Source organism: Pantoea jilinensis, from assembly GCF_019104105.1.
Lineage (GTDB): Bacteria > Pseudomonadota > Gammaproteobacteria > Enterobacterales > Enterobacteriaceae > Pantoea > Pantoea eucalypti.
Window position 1 is genome coordinate 3,759,101 of record NZ_CP077746.1, and the last position, 23,488, is coordinate 3,782,588.

Here is a 23,488-nt window from a genome sequence, read left to right on the forward strand (position 1 = left end):
CAGCTACGCGTGCGCCGGGCGGGAAAAAAGTGACAAATACCGGGCGCACAAGCGCACGCCCGGTTGTGCCGTCAGATAGCCCAGCCACCGGCGTAAAATGCCACCAGCGCGACAGCAATAATGACCGTACCGACGTTGAGCTTACGCCATTCACCGGCAAAGAGGCGGCCCACCACCAGGCTGGCAAAACCGATCATGATGCCGGTTACGATGTTGCAGGTGAGCACAATGATCACGGCCGTTAGCAGGCCCGACATCGCATCGACAAAATCATTGAAGTCGACTTTTGCCACGTTGCTGAGCATCAGCAGCCCCACATACATTAAGGCGGGTGCGGTCGCGTAAGCCGGCACCAGATAAGCCAGCGGTGACATAAACAGAATAGCGAGAAACAGCAGGCCAACCACAATCGCAGTAAGACCCGTTTTGCCGCCTGCTGCGGTGCCTGCCGCCGATTCGATATAGACCGCAGCCGGTGATGCGCCCACCAGTCCCGCGAACAGGCTGCTGACAGAATCACTGGTCAGCGCACGGCCACCATTAATAATCTGCCCCTGTTTATCCAGCAGATTGGCCTGACCCGCGACCGCGCGAATCGTGCCGGTAGCGTCAAAGACCGCGGTCATCACGAGTGCCAGTACGCTGGGCAGCACCACCGGCTGCATCGCGCCCATAATGTCCAGGCTAAACAGCAGCGACTGACCGCTGGCATCACGCAGGCTTGGCAGTGCAAACAGTCCCTGCCAGGTCACCGCAGGGTCAAAGATCAGGCCCAGCAGTGAAATAGCGATAATCGTCAGCAGAATGCCGCCGGGCACCCGACGCTTCTCCAGTCCAATAATCGCGGCCAGTCCCAGCAGCGTCATCATCACCGGGAAACTGGTGAAGTGGCCCAGTGCCACCGGCAGGCCCGGTGCCGGATTTTTTACGACCAGCCCGACGCCGTCAGCCGCAATCAGCAGCAGAAAAAGGCCAATCCCGACGCCGGTTCCGTGCGCTACACCCATTGGCAGATTACGCAGGATCCAGGCGCGGATGCCGGTCACCGAGATCAGGGTAAACAGCAGGCCCATCAGAAACACTGCACCCAGCGCCACCGGCACGCTGATGTGCTGACCCAGCACCAGGCTGAAAGCGGTAAAGGCGGTTAAAGAGATCGCACAGCCAATCGCCATCGGCAGATTGGCCCATAGCCCCATAAGGAGGGAGCCAAAGCTGGCGACCAGGCAGGTGGCGACAAACACGGCGGAGGGGGAGAAACCGGCTTTGCCCAGCATTCCCGGCACCACGATGACGGAGTAGACCATCGCCAGGAAGGTGGTGAGTCCGGCCAGAATTTCCTGCCGCACGCTGCTGCCGCGCGCCGAGATCGAGAACCAGGCGTCCAGTTTTCCACTGGCCGGGCGTGATTCAGTTGACATAGTTGAGCCTCAAATTTCTTGTTGTGTGGATCGCTCTGCGACCATCGCTGTCCCTGGAATAAGCGGGTAGACGGCGTCACTGCCCGGTTTAACCTGGCAGGCAAACGTTTACCTTGCCGCAGATAGTTAGCCGCTAAAATCGGCCAGATAAAAAGGCAGGGGATTATCGGGCGTTTAGCGGCACATTTTCAACAGCAACAGGGAGATTCATCAGCATAAAAATCAGAGATAAAGAGGGGATAGGCGTCCGGTACAAGCCATGATCACTCGCTGACATCCTGAAGTTAAAGCGATTTTCCGGAGAAAAAGCGCACCGGCGCAGGCATGAGGAGATCCGACGCGCCGGTGGAAAAGAGAACTAACCTGGCAGTGAAAGCTCGCCGCCCTGATCAATCGCACGTTGCCAGGCAGCACGCTGCTGCACGGTCTGAAGCCATTTCTGCGTGGCAGGCATCTGATCGAGTCCGGCACGTTGCGCCAGCGCCAGCAGCGGAAAGCTCATCTGGATATCCGCAATCGAGAAACGCTGGCCGGCAAACCAGGGATGCGTAGCCAGATGCTGTTCGATCATCTGCATGTGCGGCTTCAGCTGTTTATCCAGGAAAGCTTTCTGCACGCCTTTGCCGAATGCTGCCCCAACCGGACGCAGCAGCCAGGGCACCGGTGCTTTGCCCATCTGACCAAAGATTAGCTTCATGACCAGCAGTGGCATCAGCGAGCCTTCGGCATAATGCAGCCAGTAGCGGCACTGTAGCCGTGATTCCTCATCACTGACTTTCAGTCGGAACGCGTGGTCATGTTTCTCTTCAAGATATTCGAGAATGGCACCGGATTCTGCCACCACCCGATTGCCATCGGTAATGACGGGCGATTTCCCCAGCGGATGCACTTTTCTTAACGCCTCCGGAGCCAGCATGGTCGGTTCGCGTTGATAGCGTTTAATCTGGTACGGCACTTCAAGCTCTTCCAGCAGCCACAGCACCCGATGTGAGCGCGATTTCTCGAGATGGTGAACGGTGATCATCATGATTCCCTGTGTTTTGACCTTCACCAAGTATAGACGTCACTCTGTATCGGTATGTTTATCATCCTGTTCCGGGTCGAGTAGCACGGCACCTGAGCCCTGCTGACCCAGCCGATCGCCGGGGTTGCGCAGCGGGCAGTCGCGCATCGACAGGCAGCCGCAGCCGATACAGCCATCGAGGTCATTGCGCAGGCGGGTCAGGGTTTCAATACGCTTATCCAGCTCTTCGCGCCAGTGCTGCGTCAGGGCATCCCACTCTGGTGTGGACATACGCTTGTTTGCGGGAATATGGTCCAGACTGTCACTCACGGTCGCCAGCGGAATACCGATGCGCTGCGCAATCTTGATAATCGCGACACGTCGCAGCACGTCACGGCTGTATCGCCGCTGATTGCCGCTATTTCGCGTGCTGGAGATCAATCCTTTTGTCTCATAGAAGTGCAGCGCCGAGACCGCCACACCGCTACGGCGCGCCACTTCACCCGGTGTTAAAACCGGTTTTGGATAGTTGCGTTCTTTTTTCATCAGGCTCTTTACCTCAAGTTAACTTGAGGAATTATACTTGCTCTCCATCGAAACCCCTAAACTCCCATTAGCGTTTATTAAACACCAGAAGGATGAGGCCATGATGCAAGAAGAGATCATTCATTCCCTGACGCACTGGATTGACCAGAACCTGGATAAGAGCTTGTCGATTGATGAAGTTGCGGCCAAATCGGGCTATTCGAAATGGCATCTGCAGCGTATGTTCCGTTCCGTAACGAAACAAACGCTGGGTGGCTATATTCGTGAGCGCCGCCTGACGCTGGCAGCTGAAGCTTTGTCACAGACACAGCGACCGGTGTTTGATATTGCGATGCAGTATGGCTATGACTCGCAGCAGACCTTTTCCCGCGTGTTTCGTCGTCAGTTTGCACAGACGCCAACCGCTTATCGGCACACCATGCGTCGTCAGGCGATTCAGCGCCCTCGCCTGCCAGGTTTTGGCTATAACGATCCAATCAATAGCTTTACCCAGCGCACCACCGGCGAGTGCTGCCCGGTTCGCTGATTCTCCGTTGCGCCCGCCCTGGGCGCATCTGACTGATTTTTCCGCCGTTCTTCTTCTGCTGCTTACCCTTCCTTCGTGTCACTGCCACACCCGTGTAAATTTTGTTCAAAATTTAAAATCGGGTGATATAATGTGACCCAAGTCACACTTTAAACCTGGTTTGACGGCAAAAAAGTCTTCCCTGACACACTTTTTTGTCGCCGGTGATGTCCGCAGATTGTCAGGATTACCTGTTGATATTGAGGTCCGGCCAATGGCTACGTTAACCACCAGTTTTCTTGTTATGCGTTGGGAATTGCTGAGCGCAGTCATGATGTTTTTTGCCAGCACCCTGAAAACCAAACTTCGTCAGGATAGCCGTCACGTAATGGCATTTATGTGTGGCGGGATTGGTTTAGGCATGACCTGCTGGTTTGTCACCGGTCTGATGGGCATTACCCTGAGTATGGATAACGTGCATAACTTCGTGGAAATCTCAAAGCATGCCTTTATTGAAGCAATGAGCCAGGCGCCTGCTGACTGGCCGATGCCCTGATTGATTGCCTGAATTTTGCGCATAAAAAACCCCGCTAAGCGGGGTTTTTTATATTGCTGTGTGTGCTTAAATTTTCTTCAACATGGCAGGAATATTAACATCCTGCACGGTAGCGCCCGGGCTCTGCGTTCCGCGGCGGTCCTGAATCCACATATCTCCCATCATCTGATTTAAACCACGATCTAAGCCGGTGACCAGTCCTGCACCTGGGGTGAAGGTCAGTTCGCCAAAGTAGATCCTTTCGTCATGGATATACCAGTCCACACGTACGTAGTCGAAATCACTGGCCAGTTTTTTACTCAGTTCGAGCGCATGTTCCAGTGACGGCATAATCGGTGACACATCCAGACCGGTATCGCGAATTTTGTGATAGGCCTCGTTGAGGTTGTTCACGTAGAAATTCATCGACAGCAGCGGCTGACAGCGGTTGTAGATCACCTGCAGCACATATTCGAACTTGCCATCCCGCTTGTTGAACATATGGAACTTGTAATCAATCGGCGCGCTCTTGCCATCACCAATGTACTTCTCAACCAGGATACGTGGCTTGATGTAGCGATAGTGAATCTCACGCGCTTCGTTGGCAAAGTCAGTCTTCAGCCAGCGATAGCAGTCATGAATGATCTGCTGCTTGCGCAGGGCATCCGGCTCTTCCAGCAAAATCTCAACCATGTTGGAGGCGTGGTTCGGCTTGATCACCGTCCCCTTCCAGCAGGGTAAGCTGTTCAGCGTTGTCGGGTCAGTGGTTTCTTGTACCAACGGAATCAGGTATTCATTACCGATTTTTTCAGCAATGAATTCGCGCACCGAGTACTTATCAGACAGACGACCGTAATTCTGGTAATCGCCGAAGATAAACTTACGGTACAGCACCTTCTCATTGAACACTTTTGGCTGACGCAGATTGGGCAGCTTTCTGAACTTGTGGAAGTAGTAAATGCGGTCCTGATAAGCCCAGGGCATCTTCTTAATAAAGTACTGCACACTTCTTCTGAGTTCTTCTTTCAACTTGAGCATATCTGACCTCATTTGTATGTTTTGTAGTTGAGTGAGGAAACCTGAATCTTTTGAATGACGCCGTTTTTAAAGAAGTAATTCATTACGGTCAGGGACAAAAGTTCTGAAAGGAAAACGCTCCACGCGGCCCCCATGATGCCGTGACCCTGGATCAACCACCAGGAGAGCGGCAGACTGATGACCATCAGGCAGATGATTTTCCTCAGTAAGTAGTTAAATCCTCCCTCTTTGACCATGTAGCGATACGCTACGGTCCCCATTGCCGAAAAGCTGGTCGCTATCGACAGCAACGTAATGAGACTTCCTGACTGTGTGTATGCCGGTCCGTACAACGCAATGATGATCCGCTCGCCATACAGCGAAATAACAAGCAGCATCAACAATGAAACACCCATAACGTAACCATTGAGCCGCGCAGCCAGCTTAATGGCGACCTCACCGCGCTCCCTGAAGATCTCAGTGAAGCAGGAGGTGATGAGCGCTACCGGGATAAAAATCCAGGAAGCGGAAATGGTATTCGCCGCCGCAAACAGACCCAGATCGCGGGCGGGAGCCGTGCCTGCCAGAAACATCTGTGCGGCTTTGACCTGCACCGAAATAAAGATGCTGGAGATGGCCAGCGGCAGTCCGGCATACATCAGATAGCGCAGATAAGCGGTACGCTTCTCGCGGGGCGGCATCTGATCCTGATGGTCCTGATAAAAGTTGCGACGCTTGATCAGGTAAGGCACCAGCGTGACGGCGACAATCGACAGCGTCAGCCAGAGTGGATTGAGACGCAGCCAGGCGACGATAAAGCTGATGCTGAAACTCAGCAGCATGCCCACGGCGTTAGCAATGGTGTTAAGACGCGAAGCAAGACGCGCGTTGTTATAAACGCTAAAGGTGTCCTGGGTGACAAAAACGGAGGCAACAAATGAGGCCAGTGCAAACGCCAGGAAATTTTCCTGCATGTTGTACCAGACCCAGATTAAGACTGGCACCGAAGTGACCAGCAATAACACCATTCGCAGCGTACGGGCAATGGTCATCAGGCGCAGGCCTTTTGACGCATTTTTGCTGACGCGCTTAAACAGAATGGTTTCGGTGCCAAAAATCGCAACGGTTTGCACCATCGCAAATAGTGAGGTTGAAAACGCCATCTGACCAAACACCGTTGGGCCAAAAGACTTCGCCACGTAAGACGTCACAAAAATGACGCCAAAAACGGAGATGATCTTCTCAGACATCATCCAGGCGGCATTAGACATTACGCTCAATTTCATCGACTCTTCCTTAGTATTACTCAACTACAACCGCTTCGGTACAACATCCCTGTAACGAATTAATAAGCGCTCAGTGGGCCTGGCGAAAATGTAAGACTTCAGACCAAACTGGTCCGAAAATTGAGATGCAAGTCATAATCCGGAGAGTGAATTCAGGATAATTCTTATTATAAATGGTGCGAATCACTTCAAATGGAAACGATTTCAGGCTGAAAATAAAACAACCCTAAAGCGCCTGACCGCCATATTAATCACATCGCTCAGGCTAAATATCCCGCATACGTTGTATTTATTTCGTATTTTGGATGCGATGAATTTATAACAAAAATGCCCCTCCAGGAAGGTACGCCCCCCCGATAAGAATAAAATAAGATTTATCCCATGATGATATTTCTTCTAAATATCTTAATTTAGGCTTCGCAATTCAATTCGCGCACTTTAATACTGCCTTAATAAAACCTTACAGTGCCAGAAATTATTAAAGTCATTCTCATCCATTAATCGATAAGAAAGGTAAGAGCATTTATGAGAAAGTCACGATACAGCGAAGATCAAATCACAAATGCCATTAAAGCTTCTGAATCGGGCGTGAAAGTCAGAGAGATCTGTGAAGAGTTAGGTATCTCTGAAGCCACGTTCTATAGCTGGAAAAAGAAGTTTTCTGGGTTGTCTTCGGAAGAAGGCAGAAAAATCAAGGAGCTGGAAGAAAAACTGCAAAACATCACGCGTGAGTTGCAGACGCTCAACTCCGATAAAGAGATGCTGCAGAGCGTTCTGAAGCACTTCTTTACGACAAATGAAAAACGTCAGGCTGTGGATTTCCTGCAGGCCACCTTCGACATCGGTACACGCCGTAGCTGCAGACTATTAGATATCAGTCGCAGTGTGTACCATTATCCGTCAGGCACGGAGAACCGCTAAACCCAATGCTACCGCGCTTTTTAGACTTAACGCTGAGATTTGTTCTTACCAGAAGAGATGAAGATCATTTAACAGGACAATTGCGGCACCCTTTTCCGCTCCATTTATAACTAATGAATGGCTTCACGGCTAAGCTTCTTTTTTTGCGGTAAAATTGATTCACAACAGCAAAAGTCTCGCATTCTACGCCTATTCTTCCCTTCCCAATCTCGTTGACACGGGATTGGGCCCTCTATTTCTTACGTAAGCCCAGCTAATTGTCGGAACTAATTCTGCTTAATACTATTAAGCTGCTTTAAACATCGTGCGAAAAACAGCCGTCGCCGTTTTAAGTTAACGGTGGCCCTGACTCAAATTCTGCGGCTGCGCTTTAATTTCCGATGATGGGTTTATTGCATAAACTTTCTCCAGGATTAATCCGGGATAAATAGTTTATTGCTCCTTATCACTAACGTTACGCGCTTCTCTTTTCACTCTCATCATTGCGCATCATTGATGCCAGAGATTAATCTTTAATTAATAACGCAAAGGCGGAATTCTCTTACTCATTTATCACTGAGTGAAGTTAATGGTGGTTTTTCGCCTCTCGTTCTCAGTGCCACCATGCAATAAAAAGCCGTGAGAGAAAGCATAACGTCCATAATGCTGCGCTATTTTTCCTGATTAATGACCGATATCTGAGCAATAAAACACGGTCAGACCCGAAAAGGCGTGTTCTCCGCAGACCGTAAGTACCGTTTTTTCACTGAAGAATGGGGGATGAGAGAGACAATTGCGGGAGACGGTACTATCACCTGGTGGAATGAAATCGATTTCGCGGCATAAATCTGTCGGAGAGCGTGCAAATCGGCATAGGGTTTAATCTTAAAAAGCCGCGCGACATGCTGTTCGCGCGGCAGAGCGATTTGGATGGACGTTGCGGTTTACTCGTTCAATGAGACCACAAGAGGTTGAGGTTTAATACGCATTGCCCACAGCACCCCAGCCAGCAGACAAACAATGCCGGTCACAGTGAGCTGCGGTGGCCAGCTTTGATACCAGAGAAAAGTCCACAACAGGCCAAAAAGAATCTCGAAAACGATCAGTGGCCCCATCAATACGGTCGGCAGACGCTGGCTGGCAGCGTTCCAGCATAAGGTGCCGAGCCAGGAGCAGAGCAGACCAATGGTCAGCATCAGAGAGATAAACACGCCGGGACGCGGCCCAAATGGCAACGAAAAGTCGGGCTGTAGCCAGGTGAGCTGCACACTGACCAGCGCATACATGATCAACGCCATGGGCAATGTGACCAGACCCTGCGCGGTGGCCCAGGTCGACGGCCGCAGCTCGGGATGTGTGCGCAGCCAGCGGGCATTACGCAGCGGATACCAGGTCCAGCAGACTACGGCCAGTAGCGCCAGCACGATACCTGTGAGATAACGGCTCAGATCAAGCAACTGGCCCTGACTTTTTAGCTCCGCCGCGTTTACGCAGAGTAAGCCGGCCGCCATCATGACAAGCGCCGGAAACAGCCGCCGCCACGGCAATCTTCCTTCAAGATGGCCGTAACAGAGATTGGCCGTCACGGCGATCACCACCGGCAGTGTGCCAATAATCATGGTCGAGACCGGGCCGCCAGTGCGCTGAATGGCGTTCGCCAGAAAAGCATAGTAGAAGAGGTTTCCCACCAGCGAGAGTTTTACGGCCTCAAGCCAGTCGGCGCGAGCCAGCTGACGCAGGCGATGACGACCATGCCAGGCCAGCGGCAGCGCAATCAATCCAAACGCCACATAGCGTCCCGCCGACTGCAGCGCGCCGGGGTAGTCAGGCACCAGCAGTGGCCCGACAAAGATCAGCCCCCACATCAGCCCGGCGGTGACGGCAAACATGACACCAGCAAACATGATTCCTTCCTTATATAGCTTTTTGACAGAGTGTGGCGGGTTCGGGCGGGGAATGCTTGTAGCAGATTGCGGTGATATCAGGATTGGCGCACCTGCTTCTGATAGCGGCCCGGCGTGATGCCGTACCGATTGGCAAAAGCGCGGGTGAGATGAGCCTGATCGGTTAATCCCACCGCCGCCGCGACGCTGGCGGCCGCTTCTCCCTGAGCCAGCCTTTGCTTGGCGTCATAGAGCCGGAAAGCCATCAGCATCTGATGGGGCGTCACGTGATAGTGCTGGCGAAAAGCGCGTAAAAAGTGCCATGGCGATAACGATGCCAGCGCTGCCAGCTCATCCAGCCGCACGGGTTCAGCAAGGTTGGCGCGCAGGAAATCTTTTACCTGATCAAAACGATGCCGGGTGTCGGGTCTGCCCTGTGAAGACATGCATGCCAGCGGACGGATCTGCAGCAGCAGTTCCGCGATCAGGCTCTGACGTGCCAGTTCAGACTCCGCCTGCCAGAGTGCGGCAAGTGTTCGGGAGAGCGGTTGCGCCACACGTGAATCGGTCAGCAGCGCCTCATTAAACCACCAGCCGCGATCGCCGGTCAGTTCGTCCATCAGCTGCGGCTGAATGTAGATCATCTGATAGCGCCAGCCCTCTTCGCAAGCGGACTCACCGGTGTGCAGCTCATCCGGATTCATCATGACCAGCGAGTTCTCCGGCGCCGTATATTCAGTGCCACGATAGCGAAAGCGCTGTGCACCCGCTTCGATGGTGCCAATTCCGAAAGCTTCATGGGTATGCGGTTCAAAGGCGTAGCGGGAGATGTGAGCCTGATAAAGCTCCACACCAGGCAGCTCTGCGAGTTGCTGAAAGCGGGCGCGATCTTTCTCATAGGGGAAACTCGCCGGAACACCTTCCACTTCTCTCTCCTTATTTAACCAGTGGGTTAAGCATGCCTGTGACCCGGGTGGAAATGCAAAAGATTGCTATCCATCACGCCGCAGGTAACACTGTTTTTTTAAACCAGATGGAGTTAAGCATGGCACAGCGGGTGGTATTGGTTGTCGATATGCAGAATGGCGTATTCAGCACGCCACGCTTCGATAAAGCGGGACGAGTGGCGCAGATTAACCGGCTGACCGCACGCGCCGACATCACCCTCTTTATACAACATCGTGAAGGCACGATGTGTGAGGGGAATGAAGCGTTTGAGCTGCTGCCGGAAATCGCTCAGCCTGCTGGCGCGCACTACATCACGAAAACCGCCTGCGACAGCTTCTGGCAAACCGAGCTGGGCGCGCTGTTAGAAAGGCTGGCGATTAAGGAATTTGTGGTGTGCGGCTGTGCCACAGACTACTGCCTGGATACCACAATAAAAGTCGGAGCCAGTGCGGGCTATGCCATCACCGTCGCTGCGGATGCACACACCACGGCAGATCGCCGCTGGGTCAGCGCCGATGCGCTGATTAACCAGCACAATGAGGTGTGGGCTTCACTGCTGATCCCCGGCAACGTGCCGCGTGTGCTGAGCACGGAGGCCATTCTGGCAGAATGGTCGTAACAGGCCGCAAAAGCCGCGCATAAAAAAAGCCCGCATAAGCGGGCTTTTTGCACTCTTTGCCAGAGAAATTCCAGCCAGCGAAATCAGAATGGAATATCGTCGTCGAAATCCATTGGTGGTTCGTTGTTGTTGCTGGCCGGCGCGCTCTGTGGCTGCTGCGGACGAGACTGCGCGCCGCCACTGAACTGGTTGTTGTTGCCCTGCGGCTGCTGCGGCTGACCCCAGCCATTGTTGTTGCCACCCTGCGCGCCGCCACCTGCTGGTGCACCCGCATTTCCACCCTGCTGACGTCCACCCAGCATCTGCATGGTGCCGCCGACGTTAACCACGACTTCGGTGGTGTAACGTTCCTGGCCGCCCTGATCCTGCCATTTACGGGTACGCAGCTGGCCTTCGATGTAAACCTGCGAACCTTTTTTCAGGTATTCGCCTGCGACTTCAGCCAGTTTGCCAAACAGCACCACACGGTGCCACTCAGTGATCTCTTTGTTTTCACCGGTCTGCTTGTCGCGCCAGCTCTCTGATGTAGCCAGCGTAATGTTGGCAACAGCGCCACCATTTGGCATGTAACGTACTTCCGGATCCTGACCCAGATTCCCGACAAGAATCACTTTGTTAACGCCACGACTGGCCATGTTGCTGTCTCCCGATGAGTTAATGCATACAGTCTAATCTATCAATTCTAACACGTCCTGCGGACTGTTTCCCACTTTCGAGCGAGGTTCCAGTTTTAACGCTCTCTGTTCTGGCGCGCAAGAGTACTGGATATTTATTCAGTCTATTTTTTGTGCCATAATGACACGTTTATTCTGGCCGTGTCGGCAAGGCGCGGTGAGTGCTGCTAATCCGGGAAAGGTGAATGGATAAGATCGAAGTTCGTGGTGCCCGCACCCATAATTTGAAAAACATCAACCTGACCATCCCACGCGACAAACTCATTGTGGTGACCGGCCTGTCAGGTTCAGGTAAATCCTCACTGGCGTTTGATACGCTGTATGCGGAAGGTCAGCGCCGCTATGTAGAGTCGCTCTCTGCGTATGCGCGCCAGTTTCTTTCGTTAATGGAGAAGCCGGACGTCGATCATATCGAAGGTTTGTCGCCCGCCATTTCCATCGAACAGAAATCCACCTCGCATAACCCACGTTCAACCGTGGGAACCATCACTGAGATTCACGATTATCTGCGTCTGCTGTTTGCCCGCGTAGGCGAACCGCGCTGCCCGGATCATGATGTGCCGCTGGCGGCGCAGACCGTGAGCCAGATGGTGGATCAGGTGCTTTCCCAGCCCGAAGGCCGTCGCCTGATGCTGCTGGCACCGGTGGTGAAAGATCGCAAGGGTGAGCACACCAAGACGCTGGAAAATCTGGCGACGCAGGGCTATATCCGTGCACGTATCGATGGCGAAGTGTGTGACCTCTCCGATCCGCCGAAACTTGAGCTGCAGAAGAAGCACACCATTGAAGTGGTGATTGACCGCTTTAAAGTGCGTGACGATCTGGCGACCCGTCTGGCGGAGTCGTTTGAAACCACGCTGGAGCTCTCCGGCGGCACGGCTATCGTGGCGGACATGGATGACAGCGCCGCAGAAGAGCTGCTCTTCTCGGCTAACTTCGCCTGCCCCATCTGTGGTTACAGCATGAGCGAGCTGGAGCCGCGCCTGTTCTCGTTTAACAACCCGGCAGGCGCCTGTCCAACCTGCGACGGCCTGGGCGTACAGCAATACTTCGATCCTGACCGCGTGGTGCAGAATCCTGAACTTTCTCTGGCAGGCGGCGCAATCCGTGGCTGGGATCGCCGCAATTTCTACTACTTCCAGATGCTGCGTTCGCTGGCGGAACACCTCGATTTTGATATCGAAGCGTCGTTCGGCAGCCTGCCCGAGAACGTGCAGAAAGTGATTCTCTACGGTTCAGGCAAAGAGAGCATCGAATTTAAATACATCAACGATCGCGGCGATACGTCTGTTCGCCGTCATCCGTTTGAAGGCGTGCTCAATAACATGGAGCGCCGCTACAAAGAGACCGAGTCTTCAGCGGTACGCGAAGAGCTGGCGAAATTTATCAGCAACCGCGCCTGTGCCAGCTGTGAAGGCACCCGTCTGCGTCGTGAAGCGCGCCACGTCTTCGTCGAGAACACTACGCTGCCGACCATCTCTGAGATGAGCATCGGCCATGCGATGTCCTTCTTTGAAAACATGAAACTCAGCGGCCAGCGCGCGCAGATCGCCGAGAAGATTCTGAAAGAGATTGGCGATCGCCTGAGCTTCCTGGTCAACGTCGGCCTGAACTATCTCTCGATGTCCCGTTCCGCCGAGACCCTGTCCGGTGGAGAAGCGCAGCGTATCCGTCTGGCCAGCCAGATTGGTGCCGGCCTGGTCGGTGTCATGTATGTGCTGGATGAGCCTTCAATCGGCCTGCATCAGCGCGACAACGAACGTCTGCTTGGCACCCTGATTCATCTGCGAGACCTCGGTAACACCGTGATCGTAGTTGAGCATGATGAAGATGCGATTCGTGCCGCTGATCATGTCATCGACATCGGTCCGGGTGCAGGCGTCCATGGCGGACAGGTGGTGGCTGAAGGTACCGTCGATCAGATTATGGCGGAAGACGCGTCACTGACGGGCCAGTTCCTGAGCGGCAAGCGGGGTATTACGGTGCCAGAGGAACGCGTCAAAGGCGATCCGGCCAAAGTGCTGAAGATTACCGGCGCACGCGGCAACAACCTCAAAGATGTCACGCTGACGCTGCCGGTCGGGCTTTTCACCTGCATTACCGGTGTGTCCGGCTCGGGTAAATCGACCCTGATCAACGATACGCTGTTCCCGATTGCCCAGCGAGCGCTGAATGGCGCGACTATCGCCGAACCGGCACCTTACCGCGAAGTGGCGGGGCTGGAGCACTTCGACAAAGTGATCGACATCGATCAGAGTCCGATTGGTCGTACACCGCGCTCTAACCCAGCCACCTACACCGGCATCTTCACGCCGGTGCGTGAACTGTTTGCGGGCGTGCCGGAAGCGCGTTCGCGTGGCTACAATCCGGGTCGCTTCAGCTTTAACGTTCGAGGCGGACGTTGTGAAGCCTGTCAGGGTGATGGTGTGCTGAAAGTCGAAATGCACTTCCTGCCGGACATTTATGTGCCGTGCGACCAGTGCAAAGGCAAACGCTATAACCGTGAAACGCTGGAAGTGAAGTATAAAGGCAAGAGCATTCACGAAGTGCTGGAGATGACTATCGAAGAAGCACGTGAGTTCTTCGATGCCGTGCCGGCGCTGGCGCGTAAGTTGCAGACGCTGATCGATGTGGGTCTTACCTATATCCGCCTCGGTCAGTCCGCCACGACCCTGTCCGGCGGTGAAGCCCAGCGTGTGAAGCTGGCGCGTGAACTGTCGAAGCGCGGCACCGGTCAGACACTCTATATTCTTGATGAGCCGACCACCGGTCTGCACTTTGCCGATATCCAGCAGCTGCTGGAAGTGCTGCATCAGCTGCGCAATCAGGGCAACACCATCGTGGTCATTGAGCACAATCTTGACGTGGTCAAAACCGCAGACTGGATTGTGGATCTCGGTCCGGAAGGCGGCAGCGGCGGCGGTGAAATCCTGGTTGCCGGCACGCCAGAAACCGTGGCGGAGTGTGAGAAATCCCATACTGCACGCTTCCTGAAGCCTCTGTTACAGAAGTAATTCCTGCAGGCCCGCCGCGTGCGGGCCTTTTCATGTCATCTGCTGATTCAGCCAGAAAAATGCAGAATCAGGCAAGATTCAGACATGTATAGGCATATACGCTTTTCCCCAGGCTGACTATCCTTAAGCAGTTCCTCTTTGGCACGTCCCTGGCGTCGCCCTGTTTTCGCAGCACATTAACGCTGCTGCACTTCATCGAATAACACTCACGACACATCGAAACTGGAGACACCATGAATATTACGCATGCGTATGCTGCTCAGGATGCAAAATCCAAACTGGCACCGTTCGATTTTAAGCCGCGTGAGCTGCGCGCCCATGACGTTCAGCTTGAAGTGCTGTTCTGTGGCGTTTGCCACTCAGACCTGCACCAGGCCCGTAATGAGTGGAAAAACACCATTTTCCCTGTGGTTCCGGGTCATGAAATTGTCGGTCGCGTGACCGCTGTTGGCCCGCAGACGCAGAAATATAAAGTCGGCGATCTGGTCGGCGTCGGCTGTATGGTCGATTCATGCCGCAGCTGTCCGAGCTGTCAGCAGGGTCTGGAGCAGTATTGTGAAAACGGCTTTGTCGGCACCTATAACGGCGAAGATCGTGAAACCGGCGCCATTACCTACGGCGGTTACTCAACGTCGATGGTGGTTGATGAGAGCTTTGTGCTGCGCATTCCGGAGAACCTGGAGCTGGCGGGCGTTGCACCGCTGCTGTGTGCCGGTATCACCACCTACTCACCACTGCGTCACTGGAATGTCGGTCCTGGCAAGAAAGTGGGTATCGTCGGTTTAGGCGGCCTGGGTCATATGGGCGTGAAAATTGCCCATGCAATGGGCGCACATGTGGTGCTGTTCACCACCTCGCCGTCCAAAATTGAAGATGGCAAACGTCTGGGTGCCGATGAAGTGGTGATTTCTAAAGATCCAGAGCAGATGGCGCAGCACGCGAACAGCTTTGACTTCATTCTGAACACCGTGGCTGCTCAGCACGATCTCAACCCGTTCATCACCCTGCTGAAACTGGACGGCAACATGACGCTGGTCGGTGCACCGGAGCACGATCACCCGGCACCACAGGTGTTTAACCTGATCTTCAAGCGTCGCAGCATCGCCGGTTCACTGATTGGCGGCATCGCAGAAACCCAGGAGATGCTCGATTTCTGTGGTGAGCATGGCATTACGTCAGACATTGAACTGATCGCGATGGATCAGATTAACGAAGCCTATGAGCGCATGCTGAAAAGCGATGTGAAATACCGCTTTGTTATCGACATCAATACCCTGCGCGAGCAGCCTGCCGCGTAACCCGTCAGATCTGACACCCTCTTGCTCGGGTAAGAGGGTTTTTTTATTGCCGTTTATCGGGCAGCCGCAACCTGCTGGAATGAAGCATCGACCAGATAGTAAATCTGCGAATCTTTCAGCGAGCCGTCCAGAAACAGCGTGCTCCAGTGTGACTTGTTCAGATGCTCACTGGGAATGATGTCGCTATGCTCTTCGCGCAGTAATTCGGCCAGCGCAGGCGTCGATTTCAGCGAAACGGCTGGCCGCCCTTTTGCCTCATGCACCATTGCAAACAGCACACCGTTGCTTTTAATCTGCGTTGCCTTCCAGTCACTGTGGACGCTCTGCTCCGCGCCCGGCTTGCTCATGCAGTAGGTCAATAAATCTGAGTTATTCATTACGACTCCCCTTGTAACGTAGCGACAATCCGCCTGGCACCGCCCTCAATGCGATGCTCGCCCAGCCAGATACCCTGCCAGGTGCCCAGCACCAGACGCCCCCGCTGAACCGGCAATAACAGCGAAACGCCTACAATCGATGATTTGATATGCGCCGGCATATCGTCACGCCCTTCGTAGTCATGCTGATAAGGTGCGTTCTCCGGCACATGCCGCATGAAATGCTGCTCCATGTCGCTGCGCACCGTCGGGTCACAATTCTCATTTAAGGTTAACGACGCCGAGGTGTGCTGTAACAGCAGATGCAGCAGACCGGTTTTGATATCACGCAGTCCGGAGAGCGAGTTGACGATCTCATCGGTGACCAGATGAAATCCACGCGGCTTCGCGCTCAGCGTAATAGTTTGTTGATGCCACATAGCGTATTCCTGAAACGGTTATCCCGTTTAAGTGTGCAGCATGACGCCGAAAGGTAAACCCTGACCCATAAAAAAACCGCCAGAGCGAACCCTGACGGTTTAATTTACAGCCTGACAGCCATTACATCACGGCGGCAAAGGCTTCAGCGACCTGATGCACGTTTTTGCTGTTCAGACCGGCCACACACATGCGGCCGCTGCCCACCAGATAGATGCCAAACTCGTTACGCAGACGATCGACCTGTTGCGCACTCAGGCCGGTATAGCTGAACATGCCACGCTGTTTCAGCAGGTAGTCAAAGTTTTTACCTGGCAGCGCGGTACTCAGCACATCCACCAGCGACTGACGCATCGCGAGAATACGCAGACGCATCGCTTCCACTTCAGCCAGCCAGCTGGCTTTCAGTGCCTCATCATTGAGAACGCGCGCAACCACCTGCGCACCAAAGTTAGGCGGGCTGGAGTAGTTGCGGCGAACGGTGGCTTTCAACTGGCCCAGTACGCGCGCTGACTCTTCGGCGCTGTCACAGACGATGGAGAGACCGCCTACGCGCTCGCCATAGAGCGAAAAGATTTTGGAGAAGGAGTTACTGACCAGCGCAGGCAGACCCGCCGCCGCGACCGCACGCAGTGCATAAGCGTCCTGCTGCATACCGGCACCAAAGCCCTGATAGGCGATATCAAGGAAAGGAATCAGCTGCTGTGCTTTCAGCACCTCAACGGTCTGATCCCACTGCGCATCAGTCAGGTCAGCGCCGGTCGGGTTATGGCAGCAGGGATGCAGCAGCACGATGCTCTGCGCAGGCAAGGTTTTCAGCGTGCTGATGAAGGCATCAAATCGCACACCGTGGGTCTCTGCGTCATACCAGGGATAGGTATTGACCTCAAAACCTGCGCCATTAAAGATCGCGATGTGGTTTTCCCAGGTCGGATCGCTGACCCAGACTGCAGATTGCGGGAAGTAGCGCCTCAGGAAATCCGCGCCCACTTTCAGCGCGCCAGAACCACCCAGCGTCTGAATCGATGCAATCCGGCCCGCGTTTAACACCGGATGATCGGCACCAAACAGCAGTGGTGCAATCGCACTGCGGTAACTGTTCAGCCCTTCCATCGGCAGATAGAGGGAAGCCTGATGCGGCTCAGCATAGATCTGCTCTTCGGCAGCGGCGACGGCCTTCAGCTGCGGGATGATATTCTGTTCGTCGTAATAGAGCCCGATACTCAGGTTAACTTTGTGTTCGCGTGGATCTTGTTTGAACGCTTCCATCAACGACAGAATCGGATCGCCAGCATAGGCATCAACGTTTTGAAACACGGTGTAGGTCTCCATGATTGGTCCAGAGGTCAGAGGCGGATTAAACCCGATAGCGTCCCGGACGATGGTTCATTGCAATTATCAGATTCAGGATCACCGCGCCCGCAATAGACGCAAGCAGTATGGGGCCGCTCACCACAAACAGTGAGGCCAGCACGACGCAGGTATCAACCGCCATTTGCAGTTTACCCGCGCGGATCCCAAAGCGATCCTGTAGCCACAGGGCCAGAATATTGATGCCGCCCAGGCTCGCCTTATGACGAAATAACACTATAAACCCGATTCCCATGATGACGTTACCGAACAGTGTCGCATAGAAGGGGTTAAGGTCAGAAAAGTGGACGAACAGCGGGTGCAGCTGGGTAAACAGCGATACCAGTCCGACGGCACAGAACGTTTTAAGGGTAAATTCCCAGCCCATGCGTTTTACCGCCAGCCAGTAAAAAGGGATGTTGATCAGGAAGAACGCGCTGCCAAACGAAAGCGGCGAGAGATAACTGATCAGAAAGGCGATGCCTGCGGTGCTGCCGGTCAGCGCGCCCGCCTGTTTCAGCATAATGACGCCGAACGAGACCATCAGGGTGCCGAGCACCATCGCCAGCGCATCTTCAATGCGCGAATGTGGGACGCGGGAGGGTTCTGCGATGTTATCCATGGAGGTTTTCTCAGTGCAAAAGATGCCGTTTCTATGCAAAAAACACACCAGCGTCACAACCCTTAACGGCTGTAAACGAAGTGCCCTCGATATCCTGTTGATATCTAAGGCGCTTTATAACGGAAACGTGTGCACAAATTCTGGCCTGCACCATCAACCTATGCATTAAAGTCCGTTAACATGCGCGTTACTTGCATTTATTGCCGCAAGTGTGCACCAAAACCGCACATCACGCACCTTTTTAGCGCGTCTTCTCTCCGGGGATCATCATCAGCCCGTTCTCTTTCATTCGTCCCAGTACTACCGAGGTTTTCACATGGGAAACACTCTGGTGGCCCGCGACTAACTGGCTGATTAGTGCACTGAGGGAATTGAGATCGGCCACCGCCACTTTAAGCAGATAGTCAGCGTCACCGGTCGTTTTGTAAGCGTCCACGATCGCCTGCTCCTGCTCCACCATGCGGTGAAAGCTCTCGACATATTCTGCGGTGTGGTTAATTAAGCGCACCTCGATTAATCCCACCATGCCAAGTCCGATCGCATCGGGCGACAGCCGGGCGTGATAACCCAGGATGAGATTAGCCTGTTCCAGATTGATACGGCGGCGGGAACATTGTGAGGCGGAAAGGCCGACCAGATCGCTAAGTTCCTGATTGGTCAGACGGCCGTTAGATTGTAATAAAGTGAGGATTTTAAGGTCGTAATCGTCTACGTGAGTCATTCCGTTTCCACATCGGTCCAGGCGTCGCTTTATTACAGATAACCCGATTACCCGAGAGGTTGTCCAACACTATTTTCTGATGATGGGTGCTGTCATGCACAGATCGTGCATGACAGCACAAACCGGCGATTATTCGTCGTCGTATTGCGGGCCCGCGTAGTTATCAAAGCGCGACCACTGACCGTTAAAGGTCAGGCGCACCGTACCGATGGGACCATTACGCTGTTTACCCAGAATGATCTCGGCGATCCCTTTGAGATCGCTGTTTTCGTGGTAAACCTCATCGCGGTAGATAAACATGATCAAATCCGCATCCTGCTCGATCGAGCCCGATTCACGCAGATCCGAGTTGACCGGACGCTTGTCAGCACGCTGTTCCAGTGAGCGGTTGAGCTGCGACAGCGCCACCACCGGTACATTCAGCTCTTTGGCCAGCGCTTTCAGCGAGCGGGAGATCTCCGCAATTTCCAGCGTACGGTTGTCCGACAGCGCCGGCACACGCATCAGCTGTAAGTAGTCGATCATGATCATGCTTAAGCCACCGTTTTCACGGTAGATGCGCCGGGCGCGCGAACGCACTTCGGTAGGCGTCAGGCCAGAAGAGTCATCAATGTACATGTTCTTCTTCTCCAGCAGGATGCCCATGGTGCCGGAGATTCGCGCCCAGTCCTCATCATCCAGCTGTCCGGTTCGGATGCGGGTCTGATCGACGCGGGAGAGCGAGGCCAGCATACGCATCATGATCTGCTCGCTGGGCATCTCCAGACTGAATATCAGCACCGGCTTTTCCTGCAGCATGGCGGCGTTTTCGCACAGGTTCATCGCAAAGGTGGTTTTACCCATCGACGGACGTGCGGCGACAATAATCAGGTCAGAGCCCTGCAGGCCTGCGGTCTTTTTATTCAGATCCTGATAGCCGGTATCGACGCCGGTGACACCATCGTGCGGCGTCTGATAGAGCGATTCGATACGGGAGACGGTCGATTCCAGAATCTGCTCAATGTTTTTCGGGCCAGCATCTTTATCCGCGCGCGCTTCCGCAATTTTAAAGACGTTCGACTCGGCAAAATCGAGCAGCTCTTCGCTGTTACGTCCCTGCGGATCGTAACCGGCATCGGCAATCTGGTTGGCGACGGAGATCATCTCACGCACCACCGCACGTTCACGCACGATGTCAGCATACGCGCCAATGTTTGCCGCGCTCGGGGTGTTTTTCGCCAGTTCAGCCAGATAGGCGAATCCGCCCGCCATCTCCAGTTCACCACGGGTTTCCAGCGATTCGGAGAGCGTAATCAGGTCAATGGGTTTGCTGTTTTCCAGCAGCCGCTGCATCTCGGAAAAAATCAGCCGATGCGAGCGGTTGTAAAAGTCATTCGCGACGACGCGCTCAGAGACGTTATCCCAGCGCTCGTTATCCAGCATTAACCCACCGAGCACCGACTGCTCCGCTTCCAGAGAATGCGGGGGCATTTTCACGCCTGCGAGCTGGCGATCCTGCGTTTCGTTCGATTTGTTGGTGGGTTTATTTCCTGCCATAGTGAATGCATTACCGATCTTCTGTGGGGACGCGCAAGTATACCTTAGTTGGGGTGCGTGCCTCACCCTCATGATGAAACAATCACAGGAGTCAGAATGGCAAAGCGTATTCAGTTCAGCGCACATGGCGGTCCGGACGTTTTAGCGTGGACGGATTTTGAACCTGCTGACCCCGCTGAACATGAAGTGCAGGTTGAAAATCGCGCTATCGGGATTAATTACATCGATACTTATGTTCGCAGCGGGCTCTATCCGGTTGCCGATTTTCCCTCAGGCCTGGGGACAGAAGCCGCGGGCGTGGTGTCGCGCGTAGGCCATGGTGTGACCCTGTTTAAACCCGGCGATCGCGTGGTCTACTGCATGGCGGCTATGGGTGCTTACAGTGACGTGCACAACGTGGCGGAAGATCGCCTGATGCATCTTCCGGAAGCCATCAGCTTTGAGCAGGGCGCAGCCAGCTTTCTGAAAGGACTCACCACGCAATATCTGTTGCGCCAGACCTATAAAATCAGCGCCGGTGAGACCTTCCTGTTTCATGCTGCCGCCGGCGGCGTCGGATTAATCGCCTGTCAGTGGGCAAAAGCGCTGGGCGCGCATTTGATCGGCACCGTGGGTTCAGCGGAAAAAGCCACCATGGCGAAAAATGCCGGCGCCTGGGCGACCATTAATTACCGCGAAGAGAACATTGCACAGCGCGTCAGCGAGCTGACTGAAGGGAAAAAAGTGGCCGTGGTGTATGACTCCGTGGGTAAAGATACCTGGGAGGCGTCGCTGGACTCGCTGCGCCGTCATGGCCTGATGGTCAGTTTTGGTAACGCATCGGGGCCGGTAACCGGCGTTGATCTCAGTATTCTGAATAAAAAAGGCTCACTGTTTGTGACACGCCCTTCACTCTTTGGCTATGTCACCAACCGTCAGGAGCTGGAAATCGCCAGCGCCGAACTGTTCTCTCTGCTGGCGAGTGGCGCAATTAAAGTGGATGTGCCGGAACAGCAGAAGTTTGCGCTGAAAGAGGCCAGCAAAGCGCACCAGTTGCTGGAGAGCCGCGCCACGCAGGGATCCTGTCTGTTAATCCCGTAATTGCAGGCAACAAAAAGGGCTTCCCATGGGAAGCCCTCTTCTGTTTTTTATTTTTTGTTCGCGCTGGTGTAGGGACAGCGGCGATGAATTCATGTCGAGTCGATGGCACATCGATTTGACCTCAGGCATCCTGCCAGAAAACATAAGTAAAAAGTATGGTTAATTGCAGTTCAGCGCTGAGCAATCTCTCACAGTGTGATCATCACCGCATTTAGCGCCAGCCTTTACGGTCCAGCCTGTCGATTTTACGTCTCAGCTTACGACGCGCTCGCGCATCGCTGTCGCCAAAAAAGGCCCGATGCAGCCATACAGCGATCACCGCCAGCACCAGCCACGGCAATACTTTGATCACGAGTGCGAACAGTCCACCGACAAACATCACGATGGTTGCGACAACCAGTGCCGCCAGCACACCAATCAGCGAAACACCGGTCAGCAACAGCATCAGGAAAAACCCTAATACGAATAATATTTCCACGTCAGCGCTCCTTTTTTGAAATCGATTGTTATCGCTATTACAAGAAGCGTGCCAACCATTAATTCATTGATTTTTATATAATAAAAATCAAAAGCCGCATGACGCTTTGGCGAAAAAAACCATAAAGTGGCGTAAAAAAAACCAGCCCTGATGGCTGGTTTTTCAGGACGGGATTGCAGATCAGGCTTCCTGCGGGATCTTATCCGCTACCAGCGCCAGCGCGGCTTCCAGCACACGGACATCAGCACCCGGTTTGTGGGCGTTTTCACTCAGGTGGCGTCGCCATTGACGGGCGCCGGGAATGCCCTGGAACAGTCCCAGCATATGGCGCGTGACGTGCCCCAGATAGGTGCCCTTCGCCAGTTCCGCTTCAATGTAGGGGTACATGGCGCGCACCACGTCCACCGGGTTAGCCGCCGGATGCTGACGACCAAACAACGTCTGATCGACCTGCGCCAGAATGCCGGGGTTTTGATAGGCTTCACGTCCCATCATCACACCATCGAGGTGTTGCAGATGAGTCTTTGCCTCTTCCAGCGTTTTCACGCCGCCATTCAGCGCGATCGTCAGATGCGGAAAATCGCGTTTCAGCTGATAGACGCGTGGATAATCCAGCGGGGGAATTTCGCGGTTCTCTTTAGGGCTGAGGCCAGAGAGCCAGGCTTTGCGCGCATGAATGATAAATGTCTCGCACTCGCCGCGTCCCGCCACCGTGCCGATGAAATCAGTCAGGAATTCATAGCTATCCAGCTCATCAATCCCGATGCGGGTTTTCACCGTGACCGGAATGGAGACCACGTCGCGCATCGCTTTAATGGCATCCGCAACCAGATTCGCTTCGGCCATCAGGCAGGCACCGAAACGACCATTTTGTACGCGATCGGAGGGACAGCCGACATTGAGGTTCACTTCATCGTAGCCACGCTGCTCTGCCAGCTTCGCGCACTGCGCCAGCGCCGCCGGATCGCTTCCACCGAGCTGCAATGCGACCGGATGTTCCGCCTCACTGTAAGCCAGGTAATCCCCTTTGCCATGAATGATCGCGCCCGTGGTCACCATTTCGGTGTAGAGCAGCGTATCGCCGGTCAGCTGACGATGAAAATAGCGACAGTGACGATCGGTCCAGTCGAGCATAGGGGCAATAGAGAAGCGTTGCGAAGAGAAATTAGACATGAAGCGCAGGCAATCCGGTAATTAAAGATGATGGAATTCTGTGCAAGGATAACACAAGGTCGGGCGATAGTGCATCGCCCGACCC

23 protein-coding genes are annotated in these 23,488 nt (G+C 54.1%); 7 read left to right on the forward strand and 16 right to left on the reverse strand.

Annotated elements, in window-relative coordinates:
- Window positions 1-71: 71 nt before the first annotated feature.
- From KTJ90_RS17725 to soxR, 3 genes are all read right to left on the reverse strand, one after another.
- Window positions 72-1,421 (reverse strand): NCS2 family permease, encoded by a 1,350-nt coding sequence (locus KTJ90_RS17725; RefSeq protein WP_008926615.1) that lies wholly within the window; start codon window positions 1,419-1,421, stop codon window positions 72-74.
- A gap of 358 nt (window positions 1,422-1,779) precedes the next feature.
- Complete coding sequence (locus KTJ90_RS17730; protein ID WP_033743428.1) at window positions 1,780-2,445, reverse strand: glutathione S-transferase family protein; 666 nt, start codon at window positions 2,443-2,445, stop codon at window positions 1,780-1,782.
- Window positions 2,446-2,484: 39 nt separating this feature from the next.
- Window positions 2,485-2,970: a redox-sensitive transcriptional activator SoxR gene (gene soxR, locus KTJ90_RS17735; RefSeq protein ID WP_003855725.1), complete on the reverse strand. Its 486-nt coding sequence runs from the start codon at window positions 2,968-2,970 to the stop codon at window positions 2,485-2,487.
- A gap of 100 nt (window positions 2,971-3,070) precedes the next feature.
- On the opposite strand from soxR, the gene soxS reads away from it, so the two are divergent.
- Together soxS and KTJ90_RS17745 are read left to right on the forward strand one after the other, a co-directional pair.
- Entirely contained in the window at window positions 3,071-3,496 is a 426-nt protein-coding gene (gene soxS, locus KTJ90_RS17740; RefSeq protein WP_003855727.1) for a superoxide response transcriptional regulator SoxS, read from the forward strand.
- Between the two features lie 253 nt (window positions 3,497-3,749).
- Window positions 3,750-4,031 (forward strand): YjcB family protein, encoded by a 282-nt coding sequence (locus KTJ90_RS17745; protein ID WP_008926612.1) that lies wholly within the window; start codon window positions 3,750-3,752, stop codon window positions 4,029-4,031.
- A 66-nt stretch (window positions 4,032-4,097) separates the two neighbouring features.
- Here KTJ90_RS17745 and KTJ90_RS17750 read toward each other — a convergent pair whose 3' ends face one another.
- Both KTJ90_RS17750 and KTJ90_RS17755 read right to left on the reverse strand, forming a co-directional pair.
- Window positions 4,098-5,048 (reverse strand): ATP-grasp domain-containing protein, encoded by a 951-nt coding sequence (locus KTJ90_RS17750; RefSeq protein WP_499025620.1) that lies wholly within the window; start codon window positions 5,046-5,048, stop codon window positions 4,098-4,100.
- Window positions 5,049-5,056: 8 nt separating this feature from the next.
- Window positions 5,057-6,313: an oligosaccharide flippase family protein gene (locus KTJ90_RS17755; protein ID WP_003855732.1), complete on the reverse strand. Its 1,257-nt coding sequence runs from the start codon at window positions 6,311-6,313 to the stop codon at window positions 5,057-5,059.
- A gap of 525 nt (window positions 6,314-6,838) precedes the next feature.
- Between KTJ90_RS17755 and KTJ90_RS17760 the strand changes: the two genes are divergently transcribed.
- Window positions 6,839-7,234 (forward strand): transposase, encoded by a 396-nt coding sequence (locus tag KTJ90_RS17760; RefSeq protein WP_003855733.1) that lies wholly within the window; start codon window positions 6,839-6,841, stop codon window positions 7,232-7,234.
- Between the two features lie 923 nt (window positions 7,235-8,157).
- Here KTJ90_RS17760 and KTJ90_RS17765 read toward each other — a convergent pair.
- Together KTJ90_RS17765 and KTJ90_RS17770 are read right to left on the reverse strand one after the other, a co-directional pair.
- Complete coding sequence (locus KTJ90_RS17765; RefSeq protein WP_003855735.1) at window positions 8,158-9,117, reverse strand: DMT family transporter; 960 nt, start codon at window positions 9,115-9,117, stop codon at window positions 8,158-8,160.
- Between the two features lie 77 nt (window positions 9,118-9,194).
- Window positions 9,195-10,022, reverse strand: a complete 828-nt coding sequence (locus tag KTJ90_RS17770; protein WP_182629883.1) for an AraC family transcriptional regulator — start codon at window positions 10,020-10,022, stop codon at window positions 9,195-9,197.
- Window positions 10,023-10,141: 119 nt separating this feature from the next.
- On the opposite strand from KTJ90_RS17770, the gene KTJ90_RS17775 reads away from it, so the two are divergent.
- Complete coding sequence (locus KTJ90_RS17775) at window positions 10,142-10,663, forward strand: isochorismatase family protein (RefSeq protein ID WP_140033703.1); 522 nt, start codon at window positions 10,142-10,144, stop codon at window positions 10,661-10,663.
- An 83-nt stretch (window positions 10,664-10,746) separates the two neighbouring features.
- Here the strand turns inward: KTJ90_RS17775 and ssb1 are convergent, their stop codons facing one another.
- On the reverse strand, window positions 10,747-11,298 hold the full coding sequence (gene ssb1 / locus KTJ90_RS17780) for a single-stranded DNA-binding protein SSB1 (protein WP_003855743.1): 552 nt from the start codon (window positions 11,296-11,298) through the stop codon (window positions 10,747-10,749).
- Between the two features lie 224 nt (window positions 11,299-11,522).
- Between ssb1 and uvrA the strand changes: the two genes are divergently transcribed.
- Both uvrA and KTJ90_RS17790 read left to right on the forward strand, forming a co-directional pair.
- The gene (gene uvrA, locus KTJ90_RS17785; protein WP_003855745.1) at window positions 11,523-14,351 is read left to right on the forward strand and encodes an excinuclease ABC subunit UvrA; all 2,829 of its coding nucleotides are present in this window, start codon (window positions 11,523-11,525) and stop codon (window positions 14,349-14,351) included.
- 233 nt (window positions 14,352-14,584) lie between these two features.
- Window positions 14,585-15,649, forward strand: coding sequence for an NAD(P)-dependent alcohol dehydrogenase (locus KTJ90_RS17790; RefSeq protein WP_003855747.1), 1,065 nt, complete (start codon window positions 14,585-14,587; stop codon window positions 15,647-15,649).
- A gap of 53 nt (window positions 15,650-15,702) precedes the next feature.
- On the opposite strand, the gene KTJ90_RS17795 is transcribed toward KTJ90_RS17790, so the two are convergent.
- The 6 genes from KTJ90_RS17795 to dnaB form a co-directional block, all read right to left on the reverse strand.
- Window positions 15,703-16,026, reverse strand: coding sequence for an MmcQ/YjbR family DNA-binding protein (locus KTJ90_RS17795; RefSeq protein ID WP_003855748.1), 324 nt, complete (start codon window positions 16,024-16,026; stop codon window positions 15,703-15,705).
- Entirely contained in the window at window positions 16,026-16,445 is a 420-nt protein-coding gene (locus KTJ90_RS17800) for a secondary thiamine-phosphate synthase enzyme YjbQ (RefSeq protein WP_003855749.1), read from the reverse strand. Before KTJ90_RS17800 ends, KTJ90_RS17795 begins: the two co-directional genes overlap by 1 nt.
- A gap of 121 nt (window positions 16,446-16,566) precedes the next feature.
- Window positions 16,567-17,760 carry an amino acid aminotransferase gene (locus KTJ90_RS17805; protein WP_110411787.1) on the reverse strand — a complete coding sequence of 398 codons (1,194 nt, stop codon included), beginning with the start codon at window positions 17,758-17,760 and terminating at the stop codon, window positions 16,567-16,569.
- A 40-nt stretch (window positions 17,761-17,800) separates the two neighbouring features.
- Complete coding sequence (locus KTJ90_RS17810) at window positions 17,801-18,415, reverse strand: YitT family protein (RefSeq protein ID WP_003855751.1); 615 nt, start codon at window positions 18,413-18,415, stop codon at window positions 17,801-17,803.
- Between the two features lie 241 nt (window positions 18,416-18,656).
- Window positions 18,657-19,136, reverse strand: coding sequence for an Lrp/AsnC family transcriptional regulator (locus KTJ90_RS17815; protein ID WP_003855753.1), 480 nt, complete (start codon window positions 19,134-19,136; stop codon window positions 18,657-18,659).
- Between the two features lie 129 nt (window positions 19,137-19,265).
- Window positions 19,266-20,672: a replicative DNA helicase gene (gene dnaB / locus KTJ90_RS17820; RefSeq protein ID WP_003855755.1), complete on the reverse strand. Its 1,407-nt coding sequence runs from the start codon at window positions 20,670-20,672 to the stop codon at window positions 19,266-19,268.
- 96 nt (window positions 20,673-20,768) lie between these two features.
- On the opposite strand from dnaB, the gene KTJ90_RS17825 reads away from it, so the two are divergent.
- On the forward strand, window positions 20,769-21,752 hold the full coding sequence (locus KTJ90_RS17825; protein WP_003855757.1) for a quinone oxidoreductase: 984 nt from the start codon (window positions 20,769-20,771) through the stop codon (window positions 21,750-21,752).
- Between the two features lie 211 nt (window positions 21,753-21,963).
- Here KTJ90_RS17825 and pspG read toward each other — a convergent pair whose 3' ends face one another.
- Window positions 21,964-22,230, reverse strand: coding sequence for an envelope stress response protein PspG (gene pspG, locus KTJ90_RS17830; protein ID WP_003855759.1), 267 nt, complete (start codon window positions 22,228-22,230; stop codon window positions 21,964-21,966).
- Between the two features lie 180 nt (window positions 22,231-22,410).
- Entirely contained in the window at window positions 22,411-23,403 is a 993-nt protein-coding gene (dusA, locus tag KTJ90_RS17835) for a tRNA dihydrouridine(20/20a) synthase DusA (protein ID WP_008926606.1), read from the reverse strand.
- Window positions 23,404-23,488 lie beyond the last annotated feature (85 nt).